Consider the following 19,198-nt stretch of genomic DNA (forward strand, 5'->3'; position numbering starts at 1 on the left):
TGGGCTGGGATCAGCGGATATCGCGCTTGGGCTGCGCGGGGAATTCGGGGGCGATCGCGTCGGGCGCAGCGGGATCGGCCGGCGCCCAGGTCCGGCGTGCAGCGCGCCACGACCAGCGCGTGGCGATCAGCGCCAGCACCAGCGCGGCGGCCACGAACGGCACCAGCGTCCAGGCCTCGACGACGAAGCAGCGGCGGAGCATGTCGCCGAGGAAGCTGACGGCGGCGCCGCACAGCAGCAGGCGGAGCAGGGTGAGCGCCTTCATGCCTCGCCCCTGGCCTTGGCCATCGCGCGCAGGGCGTAGTCCCACGTCGCATCGGTGTGGCCGAACTGATCCAGGCGCTGCAATGCCTCGTAGAGGTCCGGCGCGGCGGCGATGAGCTGCGCGTTCGCGACGCCACATACCATCGTTGCTACCGGCTCCGACTGCCCGTCTTCCTGCTCACGATCGTTCTCGGAAGGCCATATTTCACACGCCTCCCAAGCCGGGTCATCAGGGTCAAGTTCATAGGCCTGCCATGGCCCCTGCGTCCACTTCGTCTCGGCGGCCATCACAGCACCGCCATGACGAACAGCGAGAACACAGCGCCGCAGCAGAACGAAATCGCGTAGACGACCGCATGACTTACCGGCGCGCAGTCGATCGGGGGCAGTTCTTCGTAGTCGTTGGTCTTCATGCGGCCTCCGGTGGACCGTCGTTGTCGGGGTTGTGCATGCGGGCGCGGCGCGCGCGCTCCGCCAGTTCGTTGCGCTGCTGCTGCTGGCAGCCCGCGGCGATGAAGTCGCGCTCGGCCTGCTTGGGGTCATGGCCGAGTTCGGCGGCGAGGCGGCGCACGTGCGACACCTGTTGCTTGTCGTAGCTGTCCTGGATCGGGAACCGCAGGATCTGCGCGCTCATTCCGACTTCTCCTGAGGCTTGAACTGGAAGCACTTGTCGCAAGGCTTCACGAACACGCGGCGGTCGCATCGCTCGTAGGGATTGTCGCGATCGAAGACACTTGTGGTCCGCTTCGCCTCCGTCGTGTACGCCTCGCACTCAGCTCCGCAGGCAGGGCACAGAGCGGTGAACGTGACCTTTATTTCGTAGGCGCTCATGGCGTCGCTCCGCAGCGGGCGAGGGCGGCGCGTGAAGTCTTGGCTGGCGCGCTATCGGGCCACGTCTTCGCGATGTACCTGTGCGCCTTGATCGCCTCGGCGAACGCCTCGCGCGCTTCCAGCAGGTTCTCCACGTTCCCGGTGTCGCCGCTGGCGCGAAGCTCCGCGATCTGCGAATCCAGCACGGCGATGGGATCGACCGGCGCGCCGATGCGGGCCAGGGCTTTGCTCCGCGCCGCGTTGCCGGCCTGCTCGGCCTCCTTCTTCGAGGCGAAGCCCGTCCCACTGCGTGGGCCGGCGACAAATCCCCACTGCCCATGACCGACCGGGTGGACGCGCACCGGCCACTGCACATCCACGCCCTTGGTCTGCGCGGTCATACGGCACCGCCATCGCGCAGTGCGCGCAGGACCAGCGTGGGATTCAGGCCGGCTTCCGACCGTAGGCGCTTGCGCACGCTGCGGGCCTGGCACTTCAGCCTCAGCGCCCACCGGGCGACGTGTTCGTCGGTCATCCGCTCGATCAGCGCCAGCGCCTCAGCGCGTGCAGCTGCGTGCGCGTTCCGGAGCCCACGCATCACCGCCTCGGTCTCGCGCTGCTGCTGTGCCTTGTAGCGGTCGATGGCCGTATCGATGTTGCCCCGCTTGCTCAGCGGGACGTTCAGTACGCCGTGGTCGATGCTCATGCCGATGCTCCGGTGGCGAGCGCGCCCAGCTCGCGCGTCAGGCGCTGCTCGTCGTGGTGTGCGGTAAAAGCCAGCAGGACACGCAGCGTCTCGCGGTCGATGCCGAGCGAGTTCACCGGCTCGTACTGCGACAGAAGACGTGCGCGCGCGGCCTTCGCTTGGGCAAGCTCAAGGCGGGCCGTGGCGTTCTCGCGCTCCGCCCTCCAGCGGCGGACCTCGCAATCAGCCAGGAAGAGGGAACCCAGGTCATCGGCGCTCATGCCGCGCGCCTCCACGGCATGGCCGGCGCCGGCGACCACTGCGGCAGCCGCACGTCGCTGAAGGCCGCCGCGAACGCCGCGCCGTAGCGCTGGGACTGCACGGGGTTACGGCGTAGGTGCCCGGCACGCGCTGCGGCCAGCTGCTCCAGCGGATCGATCGCCGCCCAGCGGACCCAGCCGTCGCAGCAGGTCGGCTCGGTGCAGGCCACGGTGTACTCGCGCTGCGGGTCGCGGTTGAAGCTGTCGTTGCGGATCAGCTCCCCAGCGCCCAGGCACGTCGGGCACTGGCGCTCGGTCGGCGTGTTGCGGATGTAGAGTCGGGCCATGGCTCAGGCCTCCAGCGTCGCGAAGGTGGCGCGCTCGACGGCTACGGCCAGCTGGCGGGCCAGCTCAGCGGCGTCCGCCGCCGGCATCCGGATGTAGACGCAGCCGGAGACGACCTCGATCTCTCCGGTGCTCTCCAGCAGCCCGGCGGTGACCGGTTCTGCGAACTGCCTGATTCCTGCGTGTGCCATGTCCTGGTCCCGTCTGCTGCCCTTGCTGGGCTGACGGTTCCTATCCTATGGGATGCCATAACTCGATGTCAATGGAATCCCATAGATTTCTTTGTAGACAAGATTTCAGCCCAGCTGGACGGCCCTTTGGTTCGGGTCGGCGACTGCTACCATCGATGCGACGATGGGGACATCGATCAGGGTTGCGAGGGTTGCGTGCAATGCGCAGCCGGTGGCGGCTCGGCAGCGAAGCTACGCAAACAGGGGGAAGGATATGAAAAAGGCGTTTGTCGGATTGAGTGTCGCTGTGCTTTTGCTGGCCGGGTGTACCAGCTATCAGGTGGTGCCTACGACCAACAGCGCGCCCGGTGCGCGTAGTGGACAAGTGGATATTCTCTATTCGACCCCGCAGCGACCATTCCAGTCCGTGGGAATGGTGTCCGCCAAGAAATACAAGCCCGGCTTCACTGATCCAACTATCAGCGACGCCCTTGAGCAGTTGCGAGCCGCTGGCAGCCAGGTGCGGGCTGATGCCGTGATTGTTCGCCACACGCAGGCTAACGATGGTCGGCGACTTATTACCGTTGAAGGTGAGGCTATCCGCTACACCGACATCGCGACAGCGGGAAGCATGGAAGCAGTTGGTAATGCCGCGGCTGCTAAGGGGTTCGCTAGCGCACGAGGATGCGAAGCTCCCGTGTCGTTGGGCGAGTCATCCGGGGCGATGCTTTATCAGGCAAAGTGTGCAGCGGGCTCAACGTTAATCATCGAGTGCCGCGGCGAGACGTGCAACGCTAGAAACTGATTTAGCGGTTTCTCTTACCGACACTTACGGAGCGATCAATGACTGGAATACTGCATTACTATCGAGTACCGAAGCTGCTGATGGGGGCTATTTTGATCGGCTCTCCGGTTGCTGCGATGGCCTGCTGCCCTTCGGGTGGAAGCGGCACGCCGGCGGCAAAGGGATTGGGTGAAAGCTCGCCGCAAACCACCAATCTCTCTGCGGACCCGGAGTGGGGCGTCTACGAGTTTCTGCGTGACGGCATCAGCTATTTGCAAATCAACGATAACCACGGCGTGGTGCGCGCCGCCGTCGGCCGCATCGACTCCACAGCCTGGGTGATGCCGATGGGTTCAGACGTCGAGTCCGTGACCATCGCACCGAGCAGCACGGTCGGTACGATCGTCTACAGCTCGGATCACTTCGTCGTGAGGGCGCTGAAGGGCAGCAATGGCGTCGCGTGGGTGATCGTGCCGGTTTCCAAGAACTGATCGACGTCTTCGGTTAGCGTGAAAACCACTCGCATACGGCGGCGTTTGAACGCGCCGCCGTATGCCTGCACCTTGGCCTGCAGCTGCGTCTCTGCAAGCCGCAAGCGCTGCGCATCAGGCTGAGTCGAAGTCTTCGACTCGGATCGTAGCGTCACCGATATGCCACGCCGGCGGCGCAGGGTCCACGCGCGAACCTGGAGCCGACTCTCCCCATGGGGCAAAAGCTCGATCGCGTGCGCGATGCTGCGATGAGCGACGAGCTGTAGCGTTGAGCTGTGCTGGTCGATGCTGCCGCGCAGAGACACCCTCGTGACGCTGCCATAGGCGACAGCGAGAAACTCATCCGACTGCAGCACCTCGAACAACCCAAGGCTATCCAGATCCAGCGGATAGAGCGCCGTAACCTGCTCGAACAGCATGCGGCTGTTCTGGAACCCCTGGGTATTGACCTGCAGCGCGAGCGAGTAACGGCCCTCCGCCTTCAGTTGCTTGGCCGTCTTGTGGTAGCCCGCGTCGAACTCGGCTTGGGCATCGGCGATTGCCTGAGCACAATCGCGCAGCAGCATCTCCGCCGACAGGTGGTTGCACCGGGCCAGCCATAGGGCATCGGTCTTTGCGCGCTGCAGCCGCGAGGTCTTGTCGTACTCGCTGGACACGGCGGAGCCCAGCACCATCAGTACAGTGCCGACAACCGCCAACGATTGCTGCGCGACGAAAACCGCGAGATCCTTGTTGCCCAGCAGGCCCGTATCCGGCATAGCAAGGCCGAGCGCCAAGGTCGTCACCACGATCCCGATAGCCGCGCCTCTCCACCCGTGCAGAAAGGCGAGGGTGACAGGCGGCAGGAGCATTGCTCCGAGGAGTGCCAGCTTTTCCCAGTGCTGGTTGGAGACGGGCAGGGCCGCATACGCAATGCCCAGCACCACCACCGCAATGAACGCATCACGCGGAAGGTGTGGCGGCGCATGCGTCGTAGCATTTCTGCGAACCCACAGCAGCACCGGGAGCACGGCCACCATGATCGCCAGGTATTGGCCGATGCTGAAACGGTAGATGTAGGCGACGAGATCGCTATCCACCGGCCCGCCCAGCAGTGCGTTCAGCAGCGTGCTGACCGAGACGCCCCAAATCGCTACCACCAGCAGCGCGACGGGTAGCCAGCGCTCGTTCGAAATCGCCCGCGTGAAACGCTTCCTGATTGCCAGCGGAGCAAGAGAAACCAGTGGGCTTAGCAATATCGAACTGGCGTAGGGCCAGATCGCTGAGGCATTCAGATCGGCAGCGATCGGCACGCGGATGGCCATCATCGCGACAGCGTCGCCGATCAAGATGCTCGGCCAGAACCTGTAGGGGAGGAACAGCAGCGCGGCGATGCGCAACCCGGCAGGTAGATAGAATTGATCTTCGGAGTGCTGCCAAGCGATGCGAAAAGCGACCGCATAAATTGCTGCATACAACAGGGCTAGCCCTATCTGTTTCGTCCTATAGCCCATGTGTCGACCCCAATCCCTGGGGGTCAAGCTACAGCCATATCGCTGCTACTTTGTAGACAACTTCGCGCTCTTTGCTGGATCCTGGCTTAGCTCTCGATCCGTGTCCGCATATTCAGAAAGCCTGTTCCGCCAGCGGCTCATCGTGCCGCTGCCCTTTGGCTGATCGCCGGCCGGGGCCGTGGGCGCCGTGAGGTTCCGCATTGCCGCCCAGCGCAAGAACTTGTTGAACGCCTGCGGTGTGTCGCTGGCTTCGTCCTGCTGCGCGAGCCAATCGTATGCGCTGGCGAACAAGGCGGCGTCGCCATGGTCTGCCAGGTCGTACGGATGGTCCGCCGCCAAGAAAGCATGAGTGCGCGACAGTAGGCGAAGATCAAGGCCTGCGGGAGTTCCCAGTTCGGCGGGATCGTCTGGCTCCGAGGCGTCCGCATAGCGCGGCTCTTTGCCGGTCGCAAGCCATAACGCAGTGACGCCGAGCACCGCTGCCAGCGCAGGTAGCTGCGTCGAGGTCACCTGGTCGCCGTTCTCCAAACCGGCGAGGGTCGGGTACTTGACCTTCGCGAGGCGGGCAAGGTCTGGGCGCGACATGCCCTTGGCTTCGCGCGCCTCCACGATTCGGTCGCCGACGGTTGTGGCCTTCATCCCATTCATCCCGCAATTCTTATGGAATTCCGTTATGGGATGCCGTTGACTCAAACTATGGGATGCCATAGGATGGGCCATGGACACGACATGGGCAGACCGAATCAAGGCGCTCGAGGCGAGGGGCTGGTCTCTGACTGAGATCGGCCGCGCGATCGAGAAATCCCCGCAGGCGGTGAGCGACATCAAGCAGGGCCGCACGCGCGAACCCGGCGGGATGGCCGCCGTCAAGTTGCACCAGCTGCACGCGACGGATGCTCCGCCGCCTTCTGCAGCCGAAGAGACCTCCACCCCCGACCACCAAGAGGCCGCCTGACGTGGCCGGCCTGCCTGAAGCGGTACCTAGCCCGACAGGAGGCGAGTCCGTCACTGTCGATTGGTCGGCCCCGCGAAACCCTTTTCCATGTACTGCAGCAGCCCGCCGAGTTCCTGATGAAGCCGGCGCAGCACGCTTATTTCCAGCCCGATCGGGCGAAGCGGCGTCATTTCCCTGGACGTCTCGTCGCCATCGCTGGGAACCGAGAGAAGGGTGATGACCGCGACTTTGAAGTTGTCCGAGACCTCGATGCTCCAGCTTCCGATGGGATCGAGTTCGATTTTTTCCTGTTCCATGTCGCCCTCCCTGCGGGCTCTGGCTGTTCGTGTGGAAACAGCAGCCTACCGCAAGGAGGGCGACGCCTTCATCGGCCGCCACGGGTCACTCCGACCCGCGGCGGAGCACGCGCGTTACCAGCTTTCCGTCGACCCATCGGGCCGACAGCCAGTTCTGTCCGACCTTGACCAGCGCGGTGACGTTCTCGCCGCGCGGTACGCGCACCTGGCCATCCCTGGCCCGCTTCCCTGCTGACTTGATCTTCTCCATGGCGCAGATGGTGCGCCGCCGCATGAACGCATTCCACGTTTCCAGAGACCGCCCATGAACGTATCCGACGCCGCCTACTACACGGTCCACGACTATCCCGGTGGCGCTGGGCCACTGGGCCTGCGCTTAACCCGCATCAACAAGGATGGCGAGGAAGTCGGGATGTCGGAGGCCGTGCTCAACAGCAAGGTCAACCAGAACACCACGACGCACCAACTGGGCTTGTTAGAAGCCGACCGCATCATGGGCCTGACCGGTGACCACCGGATTCTTTTCGCCATGGCCAGCAACCACGGCTACCAGCTGCACAAGCTCAACGCAGACCCTGCGCACGGCACCCTGATGCAGCGCCTGCTGAAGGCCAGCAGCGCCGAGGGCGCGGTCGATCGCGTACTGGAAGAGGCGCTGTCCGACGGCGTCATCACCCCTAACGAACTGAAGGCCGTCATCTCCGCGGAGATGGATCGCCAGGCCGCCAGCATGCAGCTGATGGCCAAGCTGCGCGAGATGTGCGAAGCGAGGGCTGCGGCATGAACGCCACAGCCCGCGCGATGTCGATCGTCCGCATGCAGTGGCACGTCGCCGGCTGCCTGCAGCTGCTGCGGGGTGCGTGATGGCGCGCATTCGCTCGATCAAGCCGGAGTTCTGGTCCAGCGAGCAGGTCATGGAGTGCTCGCCGACGGCTCGGCTCCTCTTCATCGGACTGTGGAACTTCTGCGACGACGCCGGCAACCACGTGGCCAGCGCGAAGACCATCAAGGCCGAAATCTTCCCAGGGGACGATATCTCCTCGACGGACGTGCAGCGAATGCTCGACGAGTTGTCGTCGAATTCTCTGATCGCCTTCTATACCAACGGTGACAAGCAGTATTTGCACGTCACTGGATGGAGAAAGCACCAGAAAATCGACCGTCCGACCTTCAAACATCCTGCTTTTTCTGCTGATGATCGTCGAGGCCTCGACGAGTCCTCACCCCCGGAAGGGAAGGGAGAGGAGGGGAGTGGAGAGGAAGGGAAAGGAGAAAAGAACCCCCCTAACCCCCCGGCTGGCGCCGAGGGGGAGAAACCGGGGCGACGGAAGCGGGCAAAGATCAACTTCCCGGCGTTCATCGAGGCATGCCGCGATGCCGGGGAGAAGCCGGTCTGTGCTGACGACCCGATTTTCACCTTCGCCACCGACGCCGGCATCCCGAGGGATTTCCTGCACCTGGCCTGGCGCGAGTTCGCCAGCAAGCACCGCACCAGCGGGCGGATGCAGAAGGATTGGCGCGCGCACTTCCGCGACGCGGTGCGGCGGAACTGGTTCAAGCTCTGGTGGTTCCCGTCCGAGGGCAGCTGCGAGCTGACCACCGCCGGCGTGCAGCTGAAGCGCGAGCGTGACGCTGCGGCCAAGCAGCCCGAGCACCCGGAGCAGGCGGCATGACCGCGGTGATGGACTACGAACGCAGCTACGACGCCGTGGCGCATCTGCGCGTGCCGCCGCATTCGGTGGACTCCGAGCAGTCGGTCCTCGGCGGCCTGATGCTGTCGCCGGAAGCGCTGCGCGAGGTTCGTGACCTGCTGTCCGAGCAGGACTTCTACCGCCGCGACCACCAGCTGATCTACCAGGCCATCTGCGACCTGGCCGACCGCGAGCAGCCGTTCGACGCGGTGCTGCTGGGCAACTGGTTCGAGAACCAGGGCAAGCTCGAGCTGGTCGGCGACGGCGCCTACCTGATCGAACTGGCCAGCACCGTCCCATCGGCCGCGAACATTCGCGCCTACGCCGAGGTGGTGCGGAACAAGGCGCTTCTGCGCGGCGTCATCCAGCGCGCCGGCGAGATCACCAGCGAGGCCTACGAAGCGGCGGACGAGGACGCCGATGCGCTGGTGGCCAGCGCCACATCGAAGTTCGCCAGCCTGAGCGTGCAGTCCAGCGGCAACGGCGGGTTGGTGCTGGTGCGCGGCGACCTGCAGGGCATGTGGGAGGAAATGGAAGCCCGCTACGAGGGCACGGCCGACCTGGGGCTCGTGCCGCCGTGGCAGAACGTGGCGAAGAAGCTGCCGGGGCTGGAGCCGACCGACCTGATGATCCTGGCCGCGCGTCCGTCGATGGGCAAGACCGCGAACATGCTGGAATGGGTCTACAGCGTCGCCGCGCAGGGCAAGAACGCTGCGGTCTTCAGCCTGGAAATGAGCCGGCGCCAGCTGCTGATGCGCCTGATGAGCATGCACTCCGGGGTGCACCTGTCCCGCATGCGCGTGAAGGGCGAGCTGACCGACGAGGACTGGCACAAGCTCAGCATCGCGCGCAACTACCTGCACAGCCTGCCGCTGGCGATCGACGACTGCGGATCGCTGCCGGTGGACTCGCTCGTGGCGCGCGCATCGCGCATGCACGCCAAGGTGCCGGGCGGCCTGAGCGCGATCGCCGTGGACTACCTGCAGCTGCTCTCGTGCCAGGCCAAGGCCGGCAACCGCACGGAGGAGGTGTCGTACATCTCGCGCACGCTGAAGAAGCTGGCGAAGACCCTAGGCTGCCCCGTCATCGCGCTGTCGCAGCTCAATCGCAGCGTCGAGACGCGCACCGACAAGCGTCCGGTGATGGCCGACCTGCGTGAGTCCGGCGGCATCGAGCAGGACGCCGACGTGATCGCCTTCATCTACCGCGACGACTACTACACGAAGGACGCATGCGGCGCGCCCGGCATCGCCGAGTTCATCCTGGCCAAGAACCGCCAGGGCGAGACCGGCGCCGCGTACCTGCGGCACAACCTGGCCTGCAGCAGCTTCACCGACTACTACGGCCCGCGCCCCGACTACACGGTCAAGCGCCTCGTGGATAGCGGCAGCACGGCGCCGGATGACGGATTCGACGACTTCGAAGGCGGCGCCGGCCAGCGCCGCAGCGGGCGCGACCGCGCTGTAGGGAGGGACCAATGAACGGCGACGCGATCTACCGCACCGCGAAGGATCCGCACCACGACGGCCATGCCGAATGGGGCTGGGATGGCACGTTCTTGTGGCACCGCGGCGTTGGTCAATCCCGGTGGACGAAGGTCAATCGGATCTCGTTCACGCCCGCGCGCATCCAGCTCATCGCCGAGCTGATTGGGAGCCAGCCGTGACCATGACCGCAGCAGCGAAGAAGGTCAGGGCGAAGCGCGCCTCGCGGCCGATCTACATGATCGTGCGCCGGCTGCTGGACCCGGTCACGCGCCAGGAGGTCGGCGCGCTGGTGCCGGAGAACCAGGTCGACAGCGAGCTGATGCGCGCGCGCGGCTACCGCGTCGGACAGGAGCTGCGCGCCGAGCTGAAAGCGCCGCGCGACGGCTGGCGCCACCGGCTACTGCACAAGATCGGCCACCTGATGGTCGAGAACGTCGACGGCTGGGAAAGCCTGGACACGCACGAAGCCGTGAAGCGGCTGCAGCGCGAAGCCGGCGTCTGCTGCGAGCAGGTCGACATGGACGCCACGGCGGTGGTGTCCGCGGTGCTGGCGGCGGCCGATGCCGCGTTCGGCCCTGGCGCGGCGAAGCTGCTGCGCGAGGTGCTGCCGCGGATCGAGACCATCCCGGTCACGGTGGCGCGCTCCCTGGCGTTCGACTGCATGGACGAGGACGAGTTCCGCCGGCTGTTCGAGGGCATCACGCAGCACATCGGCCTGCACTACACGCAGGTGATGATCGGGGACGTGGTCGCCGAGTTCTGGCTCATGGCGAACGGGCAGGGCACGCAGCCGGCGCCGGCGCGGAGGGCTGCGTAATGGCGGTCTACGTCGACAACATGCGCGCGCACTTCGGGCGGATGGTGATGTGCCACATGCTGGCGGACAGCCGCGAAGAGTTGGACGCGATGGCGGACAGGATCGGCGTGGCACGCCGATGGATCCAGCATGCGGGCACCGCCAAGGAGCACTACGACATCGCGCTGAGCGCGCGCGCCAAGGCGGTAGCGGCCGGTGCAGTCGAGGTCGATATCCGCGACACGGCGCGAATGGTCGCGGAGCGACGGGCCGCTGCCGCTGCTGCCAGAGGCGCCGTCTGATGCGCCAGCACGGCTACGACCCGACGACCTTGTCCGGAGCGATCAAGTTGCGGGCCTGGGACCGCGGCGTGACGCTCACGAAGCTGGCGCCGCTGGTGGGCATGCGTCCCGATTCGCTGCGGCAACGCCTATCGAAAACCCGCGGCAAGCGCTCGCTGCAGCCGTGGCAGGTGTCGGTGCTGGCGCGCGCCCTGGCGATGGACGAACAGCAGCTGCACCGCCTGGCCGCGAAGCATGAGGGCTGGAAGGTATGAGACGCGCCATCAAGCCGGCGACACGCGCCGAGCAGGCCTACCAGGACGCGGCGCGCGCGCTCGGCTGCGTGGTCTGCCGCTGGCGCTTCGCCGCCGGCCTGCAGCGCGGCATCGGCTGCGGTCATGTCCGCATCCATCACCGGAACGTCGGCGACCTTCACGGCCAGAAGCAGATCGGCCAGCACGCCGTCGTCGCCATGGGCGACTGGCACCACCAGGGCATTCCGCTGCCCGACAAGAACGGCCGGGCCATGTACGCCATCTACGGCCCGAGCTTCCAAGAGCAGGCGCGCGAATTCCGCATGTGGACGCTGGACGTGCTCGGCGATCTGGGGCGCGGGACTGCAGCGTGGCAGGCCTATCAGGATCAATTGCTTTTGAGGAGCGACGCAGCGTGAAGCGAGAGGAACTGACACAAGAGCGGTTGAGGACGCTCCTCACATACGACCCGATAACTGGGATCTTTCGACGCCGGATACAGCGAACGTTCGGCCCCAAAGCTGGGGTCATTGCCGGCTCGCGTCGGAACGACCGCGGCTATGTGCGCATCAAGGTCGATGGCCACGAGTACCTAGCTCATCGTCTTGCGTGGCTGTACCAGGAGGGCAAATGGCCCGCCGATCAGATCGACCACGTCAATGGCCTGACTTGGGATAACCGATGGGCGAATCTTCGCGAGGCCAATAGCCAGCAGAACGGGCAGAACCGCGCCCTCAATCGAAACAGCACATCCGGCTTCATCGGTGTCACCTGGTGCAAACGCCGCCGGTGCTGGCAGGCCGACATAAAAATCCGAGGCCGGAACGTGTGGCTTGGCTACTTCGATACAGCCGAGCAAGCCGCCGATGCACGCATTCGTGCTCAGCAACAGATCTTCGATTTTCAACCTGTGCCGAGGACTCAGGTACAGCAGGACCAACTACTCAACATCACGAGGGCAGCATGATCCAGCGCCACCAACTCTTCCGGCACGAGCCGCACAATGACATCTACGGCGACTGCCATCGCACGGCGATCGCCTGCCTGATGGACATGGAGCCGTGGCGTGTCCCGCACTTCACGCAGCTCGCTGCAACCCAGCCCGGCTACGCATGGGAGCGCGGTGTCTCTGAGTTCCTGGCTTCGCACGGACTCTGCTCCGTGGATGTCGCGTTCGGCCCTGGCAACGGCGTCGAGGGCGTCTTCGCCTACATGGAGTCCCGCAATCCGGGCATTCGCTATCTGCTGGGCGGAATGAGCCCCCGCGGAACGAACCACACGGTGATCGCGTGCGGCGGCGGCTACGAGTGGGACCCGCATCCGGACGGCGGGTTTCTGGTCGGCCCGCTGAGCAATGGGCACTACGAAATCACCTTCCTGCTCCCGCTCTCCATGCAACTGCGGAGCGCCGCATGAGCCGCGCCGCGCGGGTGCGGGCCTGGCTGATCGCCGCTGGCGGGATGCGGTCGGCGGCCGAGGTCTCGGATGGGCTGGGCGCCGAGGGCAAGGAACGGCTGATGATCGCCTGGACGCTCGGCGTGCTGGTGCGTAGCGGCCAGGTGATGCGGGAGGGATTCCGGAAGGGCACGCGCTACGAATTCGTGCGCATGCCGACGAAGGCGTCGAAGCTGACGCCGGAGGAACGCCGGACGAAGCGCAACGCGGCGGAGCGCGCGCGGCTGAAGAGTCTCGGCGGCCGATCGCGCGAAGAGTGGGCCGCGGAGCTTGCGCAGAAGCGGCAGGCGCGGGAGGTCGCGCGCGCAGAGCGGCAGGCCGAGCGCGAGGCTCGCTTCCGCGATCTGCCCTACGCCAAGCAGCGCGCCGCCGAGCGCAAGCGGCTGGCCCGCCACGCAGCTGGGCGCATGTCCCGCGCCGAGTGGCTGACCAAGGTCGCCGCCGGCAAGCAGGAGCGCCCCAGCGCGCCGCGGCCAGCGCCGACCAGGCTGCAGCGCGTCGGCAGCGTCGCCGGCATGACGCCCAAGCCTGTCGTCGTGCCGTGCAGCAAGCCGGCCGAGACCGTAGAGCAGTTCCTGGCGCGCGGCGGCGCCGTTGATCGGCTGCCCGGCATCCAGGCCGCGCCGGCGCCGCGGACCATCCCGACTTGGAGAAACGCAGCATGACCATGCGCCTGACGTTCGGCATCGACCCCGGCCTGACCGGCGCCATCGCGACCCTGATCGACGGCGAGGCCGGCCTTATCCTCGACATGCCTACGGCGCAGGTCGGCGACTGGCGCGAAGTGGACGCCCGCGCATTGGCGCTGTGGATCCGCGAGCAGCGCGCCGCGCACCCTGGCGCCTACGTGTCCGCGTGCATCGAGAAGGTCGGCGCATTCCCCGGCGATGGCGGAACGTCCGCGTTCCGGTTCGGCGACAGCTACGGCGGCGCGCGCGCGGTGCTGCAGGTCCTGGGCATCCCGTACACGCGCGCCATCCCCGCGGTCTGGAAGCGCCGGTTCGGGCTGCTGGGCCAGGACAAGGACGCGGCCCGCCTGCTGGCCCTGCAGCGGTTCCCGAGCGCCGCCGATGCGCTGAAGCGGAAGAAGGACAACGGCCGCGCCGACGCGCTGCTGCTGGCGCTGTACCACGAGCAGGGAGACGTGGGAGCCCGCGCCGCGTGAGCAACCCCGACGACCTCACCCGGCCCGAGCGCTACACCGAGCACCACCACGCCCGCGTGCTGCGCAAGCGCATGGACGCCGACCGCCGCCGGCACGGCAACTGCTGCATCTGCGCCTGCCGCGACACCACGCTGGGCATCGTCCACTGCCGCGGGCAGGAAGAGCGGCAGAAGGGCGCGTGCAGTTGGGACAAGAAACAGCCCGTTTTCCGATTCGACCCGAACACCTTGGAGAAGTACCGCGATGCAGCATAGAACCGACCCCTTGATCGAAGAGCTGAAGCGCTGGGGGAATGCCCAGGCCAACCGCTACGCCTACACGCGGGCCGACCGCAGCATCCACATGCTGGAGCAGGCGCGCGACATGGCGCCGGGGACGGTGGAGAACGCACTGCGCTACCTGAAGGGCCGTGACGGCACCGACCGCCGGCGTTTCATGGCGGCGCGCAGTGGTGTCGATGGCCTGGCCATCCTTCCCATGTGGGCGGTGGACGCTATCCGATCATCGAACGACGCCGGCAAGCCGCACGACAACCCCGAGATCGCCGTGGACATGGGAATCCCCGACGACCTGCGCTGGGTGGACCGGGCGCTATCCGGCCTGTCGCGCGCCACGCCGCTGCGCGAGCTGATCGTGCGGACTGAGTTCACGGTGTCGGCCAGTCAGTCGGTGAAGGCGCGCATGGTTGCCGAGCAGTACGGCGGCAAGCTGAGCATCTGGCAGTACCGCCGAGAGCTGCAGCGCGGGCTCGACTGCCTGGGAGGGATGCAACGCGCCGCTTGACATTAGTGCATGCTGCACTAATACTCTCGTTGCCAGTGGTGTAGGTCGCGGTTACTTCTCGCTATGAAACCACCGCTTCCGATCGTTCCCTGGCACTGTTTTTGAAAACTCGTGGTGTAGAGCGCAGTTACTTCGGATAAGCCGTTCTTCGGAACGGGGGGTTCAATTCCCCATACCTGCGCTCGCTTGTTCCCGAGTCCGGTTTGTTCTGCTGGTGGTGTAGTGGGCAGTTACTTCGACTGTTAATCGAGAGGTCGGGGGTTCGAATCCCTCCGCGCGCCGCGAGGCGCGCGTAGCTCAGCGGTTAGAGCGCTAAAATCTCTGCCTACGTTTGTTCCCCAGCTTCTACCGAATTCGGATCACTCCAACCTTGTGAGGATCCGCAAATGCAGCTCAACGCCGCGCCCCGTCGTAACACCGAAGTCACCCATGGCGGCTCGCCCGCCTTCCAGCATGTGTCCCCGACCCAGCAGCTGCGCCGCGCCGTCCTGGCGTGCTTGCTGTGGGAAGACAGCTTCTACGAATCCGGCGATTCCATTGCCGATCGCATCGCCGACCTAGTCGGCAAGGTCAGCCCGGCCGACGTTGCTGCCCTGGCGGTCGAAGCTCGTTCCGAACACAACCTGCGCCACGTCCCGTTGCTGCTCGCCGTCGAACTGGCCAAGCACGCTCGCGGCACCGGCATCGTTTCGGACACCATCGCCAAGGTGATCCAGCGCGCCGACGAAGTGGCCGAATTTCTGACGCTGTACTGGCGCGCCGGTCGCACGCCCATCGCCAAACAGGTAAAGAAGGGGCTGGCCGCGGCGCTGCGCAAGTTTGACGCCTACCAGTTGGCGAAGTACGACCGCGAAAAGGCGATCCGCCTGCGCGACGTGCTGTTCATGGTGCACGCCAAGCCGAAGGACGACGCTCAGGCGGCGATCTGGAAGCAACTGGTGGACGGCACCCTGCCGGCGCCGGATACCTGGGAAGTGGCCCTATCCGGCGGCGCCGACAAGCGCGAGACCTTCGAACGGATGCTGGGCGAGGGGACGCTGGGCTATCTGGCCCTGCTGCGCAACCTGCGCAACATGACCGATGCAGGCGTGGACACGCATCTGGTGCGCGAAGCATTGCTGGCGCGCAAGGGCGGCGCGAACCGCGTGCTGCCGTTCCGCTACGTGGCCGCCGCGCGCGTCGTGCCGCAGTGGGAACCGATCATCGACCAGGCGCTGCAGCAGGCGATCCGCGAACTGCCCGCGCTGGCCGGGCATACTGTGGTTCTCGTGGACGTGTCGGGTTCGATGAACGCTAAGCTGTCCGGCAAGTCGGACCTGACGCGCATGGATGCCGCTGCAACCCTCGCGGCCGTGGTCAACTGCGAACTGCTGCGCATGTTTTCCTTTTCGCAAGGCCTGGTCGAAGTGCCCCCGCGCCGCGGCATGGCCGGTGTCGATGCCTTGATCCGTTCGCAGTCGCACGGCGGCACGGACTTGGCCGGCGCCATCACCGCTATCAACCGGGACGTGCCGTGTGACCGCCTCATCGTCATCACCGACGAACAGGCGACCACCGGCCGCGTGCCCGATCCGGTCGCGCCGCTGGCGTACATGATCAACGTCGCCAGTTACAAGAACGGCGTGGGTTATGGGAAGTGGACGCACATTGATGGCTTCAGCGAGGGGGTCTTGCGCTGGATCATTGAGGCCGAGCGTGTCGCCTGAAGAACTGCGAGAAGCTTGCGTCGACCTCTACGGGGAATGGGGATGGCAAACCCGACTGGCTGAAGCGCTGGGCGTGGACGGATCGACGGTGCGGCGCTGGGTTTCCGGCGCCGTGCCAATCCCGAATCCAGCCGCAGCAGCTGTGCGGTGCTTCGTTGCCAGAAAGCGCGACAAGGACTGCTGACAGGGCTTAGGCAGATTAACGCCGCTTGACAGGTTGCACACTTTGACCCATGCTTTATTTTAGCGTCGAATACTCCCTCTGAAGCCCTGGCCCAAAGCCGGGGCTTCGCCGTTTTCGGCCCCCGAACACCGATCGACCACCGCGCGAACGCCCCGCTGAACCGCCGCGAGGCGACAGGGGTTGGCGCGCCGGACACCTTGGCGGCGTCGAGCGCCCGGCTCCATGAGACCGGGTGCCGTGCCTATCCAGCGGTGGTGATCGGCCCTCTTTGCCCGGCTCCTCGCCAGACCAAGCCATGCATCCAGCTGGACCGCGGGCCGGGCACCTTACAACGACCCGGTAGCTCAACTGGCAGAGCAGCGGCCTCCAAAGCCGCCGGTTGTAGGTTCGACTCCTACCCGCGTCGCCACACCCAGCCCTGCCATCCGGCGGGGCTTTTTCATTCCGGAGCCACCATGTCCGCAATCGCCGTTGCCGCCTCGCTGGTGCGCAAGTGGGAGGGCTGCCGCCTGACCGCATACCCGGACCCGGCGACGGGCGGTGACCCCTGGACGATCGGCTACGGCGCGACCGGCCCGGGCATCCGCAAGGGCGTGACCTGGACGCAGGCCCAGGCCGACCAGCGGCTGGAGCAGGACGTGTCCCGGTTCGTGGACGGCGCGCGCGCGCTCCTCAAGCGGCCGGCCACGGACAACCAGCTCGGCGCGATGGCGTCACTGGCCTACAACATCGGACTGCACCGGTTCAGCGAGTCCACGCTGCTGCGCCTGTTCAACGAGGGCAAGACCGTCGCGGCCGGCCAGCAGTTCAACGTCTGGACGATGGCCGCCGGCAAGCGGATGCAGGGCCTGGTCAACCGACGCGCGGACGAGCGCCGCGTGTTCGAGACGGCGGCCGCCTGACGTGGCGCGCATCACGCTGGCGCAGCTGGGCGTTGCGGTGCCGATCGCTGCCAGCATCTTCGGCCTGGCCGACAACTGGCCGGCGGTGAAGCTGTTCCTGATCGACATCGGCACGTTCCTGTCGGCCCCGCAGGTCGAGGCAATGTGGATGAGCCTGGCGATCAGCGTCGCCATCGGCCTGCTGCTGCCGCATCTCCCGCAGCAGATCGGCATGCGCGCGTCCTGGCCGCCGGCCTTCACGAAGGCGCGGATCCGGTTCTGGAGCTGCCTGCTGGCGATCGTCATCTGCTGGGCCAAGGTGCCGACACCGCGCGGCGCCTGGTTCGCGCTGATGACCGGCTTCGCCGCGATGGGGCTGTGGACGACCGCCTCGAACGTGCTCTACCGCATGTTCCCCTGCGCCAAGCCAGAGTCGCTGCAGGCCAACGACCCGCCGGCCGCCGGGGAAGGGGACGCGTGATGCCGGACCTCGACGATGCCGGGCTGCTGGACGCCGAGCGCCAATCCCTGGGAGAGGCGGTCGCGCTGCTGCAGGAGGTGTGGGGCCGCTCCCCGCGCCCGCGCCGCGACAACCGCAACGTGCTGCGCTTGGGCTACGGTCGGGCGATCGAGACGCGGGACCAGAGCGAGCGCGCGGCCACGCTGGAGCTGACCGAGGACTGCATGGAGGCGCAGGAGACGCTGCGCGGCCGTTTCTTCGAGCTGCTGGCGGTCCACCCGGAGATGCGCCCCTCGCTGCCGTACATCATCGCCATCGCCGACATCATCGGCGCCGAGGACGTGCGGGACAGCAGCGACCTGTGGGCCGCCGCGCGCCGGGGCGACTGGATGGAGTTCGGGTCGGTGATCCAGGAATTCCGCTGGGAGCGTTTCAACGACGCGACCGAGCAGGACAACCGGGCCGTGTCCCGACTGGTGATGCGCTTGGCCATGGGCGCATCGAGGGCTTCCGAATGAACCTGTCTACCCCTAATCCGCTGCGCCCCTACCTTGCCACGATCCGCGGAGTCGGCTACTGCCTGCTGGCCGGCGCGGTCCTGATCGGCGGCTGCAAGATGGGCCAGCACATGGAGCGGGCCGACGCCGACAGCAAGGTGGCCGCCGCTGGCAAGGAGCGCGACAAGGCTAGCAAGGTGGCCGCCGACTACCTGGCCGCAGCGAATGCCTGCGGACAGCTGGTCGCGGGGATCAGCCAGGAAACCGCGCTCGCGAAGCAGCGCTCGGACGAGTGGAAGAAGGCCGCCGAGATCGCCGACGCGCGCGCATCGAAGGCGGCCGACGATGCCGCGGCCAAGGTCGCCGCGGCCGAGAAGGCGCTGCAGGCGGCAAAGGCCAAGCCGGTATGTCGATCGCAGCTCGCGCTTGAGCTGTGCCCCGAAATCCCCCTGCTGTAGGAGCAGAGCATGCACATCATCAAGCGCGGCCGCGATCCAAGCGCCGGCGAGCACCACCGCAGCACCTGCCGCCGCTGCGGAACGAAGTTCGAGTGGCATACCGGCGAGGCCACGGTACTTCCCGACCACCGCGACGGGGACTACTACCAGGTGATATGTCCCGTTTGTAGCCATGCCGTCACCAAGGCTATCGACACCAGGTACTACGCATGAACCGCCTGCTGCTGATCGCCCTGCTGCTGCCGCTGGCCGGCTGGGGTGGATGCTCCCAGACCAAGCCGCAGATCCCCGAGAAGGTCTACGTGCGCGTGGAGGTGCCGGCCGAGCTGCCCGAGACGCTGACGGCGCCGTGCCCGCCGGTGCGCGCCAAGACCCGGACGGTCGAAGCGGTGGTGTCGGCCTACAACGCCAACATCCCGACCCAAGAGGACTGCGACCGCCGCATGGGCGAGATCCGCAAGCTGACCAAGCCGGCCCCGGGCCAGGTGAAGCCGTGAGCGCATTCCTGAGCCTGATGCAGATCGCGCTGGTGGTGGCGGCTTTGTTC

The 19,198-nt window shown here is 66.4% G+C and carries 38 protein-coding genes and 2 tRNA genes; 26 read left to right on the forward strand and 14 right to left on the reverse strand.

All coding sequences use genetic code 11. From position 1 onward, the window contains the following. Window positions 1-10 precede the first annotated feature (10 nt). Genes HEP73_RS10780 through HEP73_RS10820 form a run of 10 tightly spaced genes read right to left on the reverse strand, consistent with a single transcriptional unit; the run spans window position 11 to window position 2,555 of the window. The gene (locus HEP73_RS10780) at window positions 11-265 is read right to left on the reverse strand and encodes a hypothetical protein (RefSeq protein WP_185823149.1); all 255 of its coding nucleotides are present in this window, start codon (window positions 263-265) and stop codon (window positions 11-13) included. After that, entirely contained in the window at window positions 262-552 is a 291-nt protein-coding gene (locus HEP73_RS10785) for a hypothetical protein (RefSeq protein ID WP_185823150.1), read from the reverse strand. The genes HEP73_RS10780 and HEP73_RS10785 overlap by 4 nt, the downstream gene beginning before the upstream one ends. After that, window positions 552-677 (reverse strand): hypothetical protein, encoded by a 126-nt coding sequence (locus HEP73_RS22615; RefSeq protein WP_255423743.1) that lies wholly within the window; start codon window positions 675-677, stop codon window positions 552-554. The genes HEP73_RS10785 and HEP73_RS22615 overlap by 1 nt, the downstream gene beginning before the upstream one ends. Then, window positions 674-898: a hypothetical protein gene (locus HEP73_RS10790; RefSeq protein WP_185823151.1), complete on the reverse strand. Its 225-nt coding sequence runs from the start codon at window positions 896-898 to the stop codon at window positions 674-676. The genes HEP73_RS22615 and HEP73_RS10790 overlap by 4 nt, the downstream gene beginning before the upstream one ends. Further along, entirely contained in the window at window positions 895-1,095 is a 201-nt protein-coding gene (locus HEP73_RS10795; protein ID WP_185823152.1) for a hypothetical protein, read from the reverse strand. The genes HEP73_RS10790 and HEP73_RS10795 overlap by 4 nt, the downstream gene beginning before the upstream one ends. Further along, window positions 1,092-1,475, reverse strand: a complete 384-nt coding sequence (locus tag HEP73_RS10800) for a hypothetical protein (protein ID WP_185823153.1) — start codon at window positions 1,473-1,475, stop codon at window positions 1,092-1,094. Before HEP73_RS10800 ends, HEP73_RS10795 begins: the two co-directional genes overlap by 4 nt. Beyond that, window positions 1,472-1,780 carry a hypothetical protein gene (locus HEP73_RS10805; RefSeq protein WP_185823154.1) on the reverse strand — a complete coding sequence of 103 codons (309 nt, stop codon included), beginning with the start codon at window positions 1,778-1,780 and terminating at the stop codon, window positions 1,472-1,474. Before HEP73_RS10805 ends, HEP73_RS10800 begins: the two co-directional genes overlap by 4 nt. Next, a complete protein-coding gene (locus tag HEP73_RS10810; RefSeq protein ID WP_185823155.1) occupies window positions 1,777-2,040 on the reverse strand; it encodes a hypothetical protein in 264 nt (87 codons plus the stop codon). Before HEP73_RS10810 ends, HEP73_RS10805 begins: the two co-directional genes overlap by 4 nt. After that, window positions 2,037-2,366 carry a hypothetical protein gene (locus tag HEP73_RS10815; RefSeq protein WP_185823156.1) on the reverse strand — a complete coding sequence of 110 codons (330 nt, stop codon included), beginning with the start codon at window positions 2,364-2,366 and terminating at the stop codon, window positions 2,037-2,039. Before HEP73_RS10815 ends, HEP73_RS10810 begins: the two co-directional genes overlap by 4 nt. A gap of 3 nt (window positions 2,367-2,369) precedes the next feature. After that, entirely contained in the window at window positions 2,370-2,555 is a 186-nt protein-coding gene (locus HEP73_RS10820; protein ID WP_185823157.1) for a hypothetical protein, read from the reverse strand. A gap of 253 nt (window positions 2,556-2,808) precedes the next feature. On the opposite strand from HEP73_RS10820, the gene HEP73_RS10825 reads away from it, so the two are divergent. Both HEP73_RS10825 and HEP73_RS10830 read left to right on the forward strand, forming a co-directional pair. Continuing rightward, a complete protein-coding gene (locus HEP73_RS10825) occupies window positions 2,809-3,339 on the forward strand; it encodes a hypothetical protein (RefSeq protein ID WP_185823158.1) in 531 nt (176 codons plus the stop codon). Window positions 3,340-3,377: 38 nt separating this feature from the next. Then, the gene (locus HEP73_RS10830) at window positions 3,378-3,809 is read left to right on the forward strand and encodes a hypothetical protein (RefSeq protein ID WP_255423744.1); all 432 of its coding nucleotides are present in this window, start codon (window positions 3,378-3,380) and stop codon (window positions 3,807-3,809) included. Here the strand turns inward: HEP73_RS10830 and HEP73_RS10835 are convergent. After that, complete coding sequence (locus HEP73_RS10835) at window positions 3,737-5,266, reverse strand: MASE1 domain-containing protein (RefSeq protein WP_185823159.1); 1,530 nt, start codon at window positions 5,264-5,266, stop codon at window positions 3,737-3,739. The genes HEP73_RS10830 and HEP73_RS10835 overlap by 73 nt on opposite strands. A gap of 81 nt (window positions 5,267-5,347) precedes the next feature. Continuing rightward, window positions 5,348-5,941 (reverse strand): helix-turn-helix domain-containing protein, encoded by a 594-nt coding sequence (locus HEP73_RS10840; RefSeq protein WP_255423745.1) that lies wholly within the window; start codon window positions 5,939-5,941, stop codon window positions 5,348-5,350. Between the two features lie 79 nt (window positions 5,942-6,020). Here HEP73_RS10840 and HEP73_RS10845 point away from each other — a divergent pair, with 79 nt between their 5' ends. After that, the gene (locus tag HEP73_RS10845; RefSeq protein WP_255423746.1) at window positions 6,021-6,257 is read left to right on the forward strand and encodes a helix-turn-helix domain-containing protein; all 237 of its coding nucleotides are present in this window, start codon (window positions 6,021-6,023) and stop codon (window positions 6,255-6,257) included. Between the two features lie 50 nt (window positions 6,258-6,307). On the opposite strand, the gene HEP73_RS10850 is transcribed toward HEP73_RS10845, so the two are convergent. Continuing rightward, a complete protein-coding gene (locus HEP73_RS10850) occupies window positions 6,308-6,553 on the reverse strand; it encodes a hypothetical protein (protein ID WP_185823161.1) in 246 nt (81 codons plus the stop codon). An 85-nt stretch (window positions 6,554-6,638) separates the two neighbouring features. After that, a complete protein-coding gene (locus tag HEP73_RS10855) occupies window positions 6,639-6,803 on the reverse strand; it encodes a hypothetical protein (protein ID WP_185823162.1) in 165 nt (54 codons plus the stop codon). 54 nt (window positions 6,804-6,857) lie between these two features. On the opposite strand from HEP73_RS10855, the gene HEP73_RS10860 reads away from it, so the two are divergent. The 23 genes from HEP73_RS10860 to lysC all read left to right on the forward strand — a co-directional run bounded on the left by HEP73_RS10860 (window position 6,858) and on the right by lysC (window position 19,148). Next, the gene (locus HEP73_RS10860) at window positions 6,858-7,337 is read left to right on the forward strand and encodes a phage regulatory CII family protein (protein ID WP_185823163.1); all 480 of its coding nucleotides are present in this window, start codon (window positions 6,858-6,860) and stop codon (window positions 7,335-7,337) included. A gap of 79 nt (window positions 7,338-7,416) precedes the next feature. Beyond that, window positions 7,417-8,226, forward strand: a complete 810-nt coding sequence (locus tag HEP73_RS22445; protein ID WP_221899402.1) for a hypothetical protein — start codon at window positions 7,417-7,419, stop codon at window positions 8,224-8,226. Continuing rightward, window positions 8,223-9,725, forward strand: coding sequence for a replicative DNA helicase (gene dnaB, locus HEP73_RS10875; RefSeq protein ID WP_185823164.1), 1,503 nt, complete (start codon window positions 8,223-8,225; stop codon window positions 9,723-9,725). The genes HEP73_RS22445 and dnaB overlap by 4 nt, the downstream gene beginning before the upstream one ends. Continuing rightward, window positions 9,722-9,910: a hypothetical protein gene (locus HEP73_RS10880; RefSeq protein ID WP_185823165.1), complete on the forward strand. Its 189-nt coding sequence runs from the start codon at window positions 9,722-9,724 to the stop codon at window positions 9,908-9,910. The genes dnaB and HEP73_RS10880 overlap by 4 nt, the downstream gene beginning before the upstream one ends. 2 nt (window positions 9,911-9,912) lie before the next feature. After that, window positions 9,913-10,548, forward strand: a complete 636-nt coding sequence (locus HEP73_RS10885) for a hypothetical protein (RefSeq protein WP_255423789.1) — start codon at window positions 9,913-9,915, stop codon at window positions 10,546-10,548. Beyond that, a complete protein-coding gene (locus HEP73_RS10890; protein WP_185823167.1) occupies window positions 10,548-10,829 on the forward strand; it encodes a DUF4031 domain-containing protein in 282 nt (93 codons plus the stop codon). The genes HEP73_RS10885 and HEP73_RS10890 overlap by 1 nt, the downstream gene beginning before the upstream one ends. Continuing rightward, a complete protein-coding gene (locus tag HEP73_RS10895) occupies window positions 10,829-11,083 on the forward strand; it encodes a hypothetical protein (RefSeq protein WP_185823168.1) in 255 nt (84 codons plus the stop codon). The genes HEP73_RS10890 and HEP73_RS10895 overlap by 1 nt, the downstream gene beginning before the upstream one ends. After that, window positions 11,080-11,481 (forward strand): hypothetical protein, encoded by a 402-nt coding sequence (locus HEP73_RS22450; RefSeq protein ID WP_221899403.1) that lies wholly within the window; start codon window positions 11,080-11,082, stop codon window positions 11,479-11,481. The genes HEP73_RS10895 and HEP73_RS22450 overlap by 4 nt, the downstream gene beginning before the upstream one ends. 143 nt (window positions 11,482-11,624) lie before the next feature. Beyond that, window positions 11,625-12,029 carry an HNH endonuclease gene (locus HEP73_RS22455; RefSeq protein WP_221899404.1) on the forward strand — a complete coding sequence of 135 codons (405 nt, stop codon included), beginning with the start codon at window positions 11,625-11,627 and terminating at the stop codon, window positions 12,027-12,029. Further along, entirely contained in the window at window positions 12,026-12,478 is a 453-nt protein-coding gene (locus tag HEP73_RS10905) for a hypothetical protein (RefSeq protein WP_185823170.1), read from the forward strand. The genes HEP73_RS22455 and HEP73_RS10905 overlap by 4 nt, the downstream gene beginning before the upstream one ends. Continuing rightward, the gene (locus HEP73_RS10910; RefSeq protein WP_185823171.1) at window positions 12,475-13,182 is read left to right on the forward strand and encodes a hypothetical protein; all 708 of its coding nucleotides are present in this window, start codon (window positions 12,475-12,477) and stop codon (window positions 13,180-13,182) included. Before HEP73_RS10905 ends, HEP73_RS10910 begins: the two co-directional genes overlap by 4 nt. Continuing rightward, window positions 13,179-13,682, forward strand: a complete 504-nt coding sequence (locus tag HEP73_RS10915; RefSeq protein ID WP_185823172.1) for a RuvC family protein — start codon at window positions 13,179-13,181, stop codon at window positions 13,680-13,682. Before HEP73_RS10910 ends, HEP73_RS10915 begins: the two co-directional genes overlap by 4 nt. Next, on the forward strand, window positions 13,679-13,936 hold the full coding sequence (locus HEP73_RS10920; protein ID WP_060747620.1) for a hypothetical protein: 258 nt from the start codon (window positions 13,679-13,681) through the stop codon (window positions 13,934-13,936). The genes HEP73_RS10915 and HEP73_RS10920 overlap by 4 nt, the downstream gene beginning before the upstream one ends. 10 nt (window positions 13,937-13,946) lie before the next feature. Then, window positions 13,947-14,465 (forward strand): hypothetical protein, encoded by a 519-nt coding sequence (locus tag HEP73_RS10925; protein ID WP_255423747.1) that lies wholly within the window; start codon window positions 13,947-13,949, stop codon window positions 14,463-14,465. Window positions 14,466-14,678: 213 nt separating this feature from the next. Further along, a tRNA-Ser gene (locus HEP73_RS10930) sits at window positions 14,679-14,747 on the forward strand. A 104-nt stretch (window positions 14,748-14,851) separates the two neighbouring features. Next, entirely contained in the window at window positions 14,852-16,171 is a 1,320-nt protein-coding gene (locus HEP73_RS10935; RefSeq protein ID WP_185823174.1) for a TROVE domain-containing protein, read from the forward strand. 517 nt (window positions 16,172-16,688) lie between these two features. Further along, window positions 16,689-16,764 (forward strand) — tRNA-Trp (locus HEP73_RS10940). A gap of 46 nt (window positions 16,765-16,810) precedes the next feature. Continuing rightward, window positions 16,811-17,257 (forward strand): lysozyme, encoded by a 447-nt coding sequence (locus tag HEP73_RS10945; RefSeq protein ID WP_185823175.1) that lies wholly within the window; start codon window positions 16,811-16,813, stop codon window positions 17,255-17,257. Window position 17,258: 1 nt separating this feature from the next. Then, complete coding sequence (locus HEP73_RS10950; RefSeq protein WP_185823176.1) at window positions 17,259-17,717, forward strand: hypothetical protein; 459 nt, start codon at window positions 17,259-17,261, stop codon at window positions 17,715-17,717. After that, a complete protein-coding gene (locus tag HEP73_RS10955) occupies window positions 17,717-18,214 on the forward strand; it encodes a hypothetical protein (RefSeq protein WP_185823177.1) in 498 nt (165 codons plus the stop codon). The genes HEP73_RS10950 and HEP73_RS10955 overlap by 1 nt, the downstream gene beginning before the upstream one ends. Continuing rightward, the gene (locus HEP73_RS10960) at window positions 18,211-18,651 is read left to right on the forward strand and encodes a hypothetical protein (RefSeq protein WP_185823178.1); all 441 of its coding nucleotides are present in this window, start codon (window positions 18,211-18,213) and stop codon (window positions 18,649-18,651) included. The genes HEP73_RS10955 and HEP73_RS10960 overlap by 4 nt, the downstream gene beginning before the upstream one ends. A gap of 9 nt (window positions 18,652-18,660) precedes the next feature. Further along, window positions 18,661-18,864 carry a hypothetical protein gene (locus tag HEP73_RS10965; protein ID WP_185823179.1) on the forward strand — a complete coding sequence of 68 codons (204 nt, stop codon included), beginning with the start codon at window positions 18,661-18,663 and terminating at the stop codon, window positions 18,862-18,864. Next, window positions 18,861-19,148 (forward strand): Rz1-like lysis system protein LysC, encoded by a 288-nt coding sequence (gene lysC / locus HEP73_RS10970; protein ID WP_185823180.1) that lies wholly within the window; start codon window positions 18,861-18,863, stop codon window positions 19,146-19,148. The genes HEP73_RS10965 and lysC overlap by 4 nt, the downstream gene beginning before the upstream one ends. Window positions 19,149-19,198: the final 50 nt, after the last annotated feature.

The sequence above is a fragment of the Xanthomonas sp. GW genome, from assembly GCF_014236815.1.
Lineage (GTDB): Bacteria > Pseudomonadota > Gammaproteobacteria > Xanthomonadales > Xanthomonadaceae > Xanthomonas_A.

Coding starts and splice junctions, on each gene's coding strand:
- HEP73_RS10780 (WP_185823149.1), bottom strand. CDS start 265: ATGAAGGCGCTCACCCTGCTCCGCCTGCTGCTGTGCGGCGCCGCCGTC.
- HEP73_RS10785 (WP_185823150.1), bottom strand. CDS start 552: ATGGCCGCCGAGACGAAGTGGACGCAGGGGCCATGGCAGGCCTATGAA.
- HEP73_RS22615 (WP_255423743.1), bottom strand. CDS start 677: ATGAAGACCAACGACTACGAAGAACTGCCCCCGATCGACTGCGCGCCG.
- HEP73_RS10790 (WP_185823151.1), bottom strand. CDS start 898: ATGAGCGCGCAGATCCTGCGGTTCCCGATCCAGGACAGCTACGACAAG.
- HEP73_RS10795 (WP_185823152.1), bottom strand. CDS start 1,095: ATGAGCGCCTACGAAATAAAGGTCACGTTCACCGCTCTGTGCCCTGCC.
- HEP73_RS10800 (WP_185823153.1), bottom strand. CDS start 1,475: ATGACCGCGCAGACCAAGGGCGTGGATGTGCAGTGGCCGGTGCGCGTC.
- HEP73_RS10805 (WP_185823154.1), bottom strand. CDS start 1,780: ATGAGCATCGACCACGGCGTACTGAACGTCCCGCTGAGCAAGCGGGGC.
- HEP73_RS10810 (WP_185823155.1), bottom strand. CDS start 2,040: ATGAGCGCCGATGACCTGGGTTCCCTCTTCCTGGCTGATTGCGAGGTC.
- HEP73_RS10815 (WP_185823156.1), bottom strand. CDS start 2,366: ATGGCCCGACTCTACATCCGCAACACGCCGACCGAGCGCCAGTGCCCG.
- HEP73_RS10820 (WP_185823157.1), bottom strand. CDS start 2,555: ATGGCACACGCAGGAATCAGGCAGTTCGCAGAACCGGTCACCGCCGGG.
- HEP73_RS10825 (WP_185823158.1), top strand. CDS start 2,809: ATGAAAAAGGCGTTTGTCGGATTGAGTGTCGCTGTGCTTTTGCTGGCC.
- HEP73_RS10830 (WP_255423744.1), top strand. CDS start 3,378: ATGACTGGAATACTGCATTACTATCGAGTACCGAAGCTGCTGATGGGG.
- HEP73_RS10840 (WP_255423745.1), bottom strand. CDS start 5,941: ATGAAGGCCACAACCGTCGGCGACCGAATCGTGGAGGCGCGCGAAGCC.
- HEP73_RS10845 (WP_255423746.1), top strand. CDS start 6,021: ATGGACACGACATGGGCAGACCGAATCAAGGCGCTCGAGGCGAGGGGC.
- HEP73_RS10850 (WP_185823161.1), bottom strand. CDS start 6,553: ATGGAACAGGAAAAAATCGAACTCGATCCCATCGGAAGCTGGAGCATC.
- HEP73_RS10855 (WP_185823162.1), bottom strand. CDS start 6,803: ATGGAGAAGATCAAGTCAGCAGGGAAGCGGGCCAGGGATGGCCAGGTG.
- HEP73_RS10860 (WP_185823163.1), top strand. CDS start 6,858: ATGAACGTATCCGACGCCGCCTACTACACGGTCCACGACTATCCCGGT.
- HEP73_RS22445 (WP_221899402.1), top strand. CDS start 7,417: ATGGCGCGCATTCGCTCGATCAAGCCGGAGTTCTGGTCCAGCGAGCAG.
- dnaB (WP_185823164.1), top strand. CDS start 8,223: ATGACCGCGGTGATGGACTACGAACGCAGCTACGACGCCGTGGCGCAT.
- HEP73_RS10880 (WP_185823165.1), top strand. CDS start 9,722: ATGAACGGCGACGCGATCTACCGCACCGCGAAGGATCCGCACCACGAC.
- HEP73_RS10885 (WP_255423789.1), top strand. CDS start 9,913: ATGACCGCAGCAGCGAAGAAGGTCAGGGCGAAGCGCGCCTCGCGGCCG.
- HEP73_RS10890 (WP_185823167.1), top strand. CDS start 10,548: ATGGCGGTCTACGTCGACAACATGCGCGCGCACTTCGGGCGGATGGTG.
- HEP73_RS10895 (WP_185823168.1), top strand. CDS start 10,829: ATGCGCCAGCACGGCTACGACCCGACGACCTTGTCCGGAGCGATCAAG.
- HEP73_RS22450 (WP_221899403.1), top strand. CDS start 11,080: ATGAGACGCGCCATCAAGCCGGCGACACGCGCCGAGCAGGCCTACCAG.
- HEP73_RS10905 (WP_185823170.1), top strand. CDS start 12,026: ATGATCCAGCGCCACCAACTCTTCCGGCACGAGCCGCACAATGACATC.
- HEP73_RS10910 (WP_185823171.1), top strand. CDS start 12,475: ATGAGCCGCGCCGCGCGGGTGCGGGCCTGGCTGATCGCCGCTGGCGGG.
- HEP73_RS10915 (WP_185823172.1), top strand. CDS start 13,179: ATGACCATGCGCCTGACGTTCGGCATCGACCCCGGCCTGACCGGCGCC.
- HEP73_RS10935 (WP_185823174.1), top strand. CDS start 14,852: ATGCAGCTCAACGCCGCGCCCCGTCGTAACACCGAAGTCACCCATGGC.
- HEP73_RS10945 (WP_185823175.1), top strand. CDS start 16,811: ATGTCCGCAATCGCCGTTGCCGCCTCGCTGGTGCGCAAGTGGGAGGGC.
- HEP73_RS10955 (WP_185823177.1), top strand. CDS start 17,717: ATGCCGGACCTCGACGATGCCGGGCTGCTGGACGCCGAGCGCCAATCC.
- HEP73_RS10960 (WP_185823178.1), top strand. CDS start 18,211: ATGAACCTGTCTACCCCTAATCCGCTGCGCCCCTACCTTGCCACGATC.
- HEP73_RS10965 (WP_185823179.1), top strand. CDS start 18,661: ATGCACATCATCAAGCGCGGCCGCGATCCAAGCGCCGGCGAGCACCAC.
- lysC (WP_185823180.1), top strand. CDS start 18,861: ATGAACCGCCTGCTGCTGATCGCCCTGCTGCTGCCGCTGGCCGGCTGG.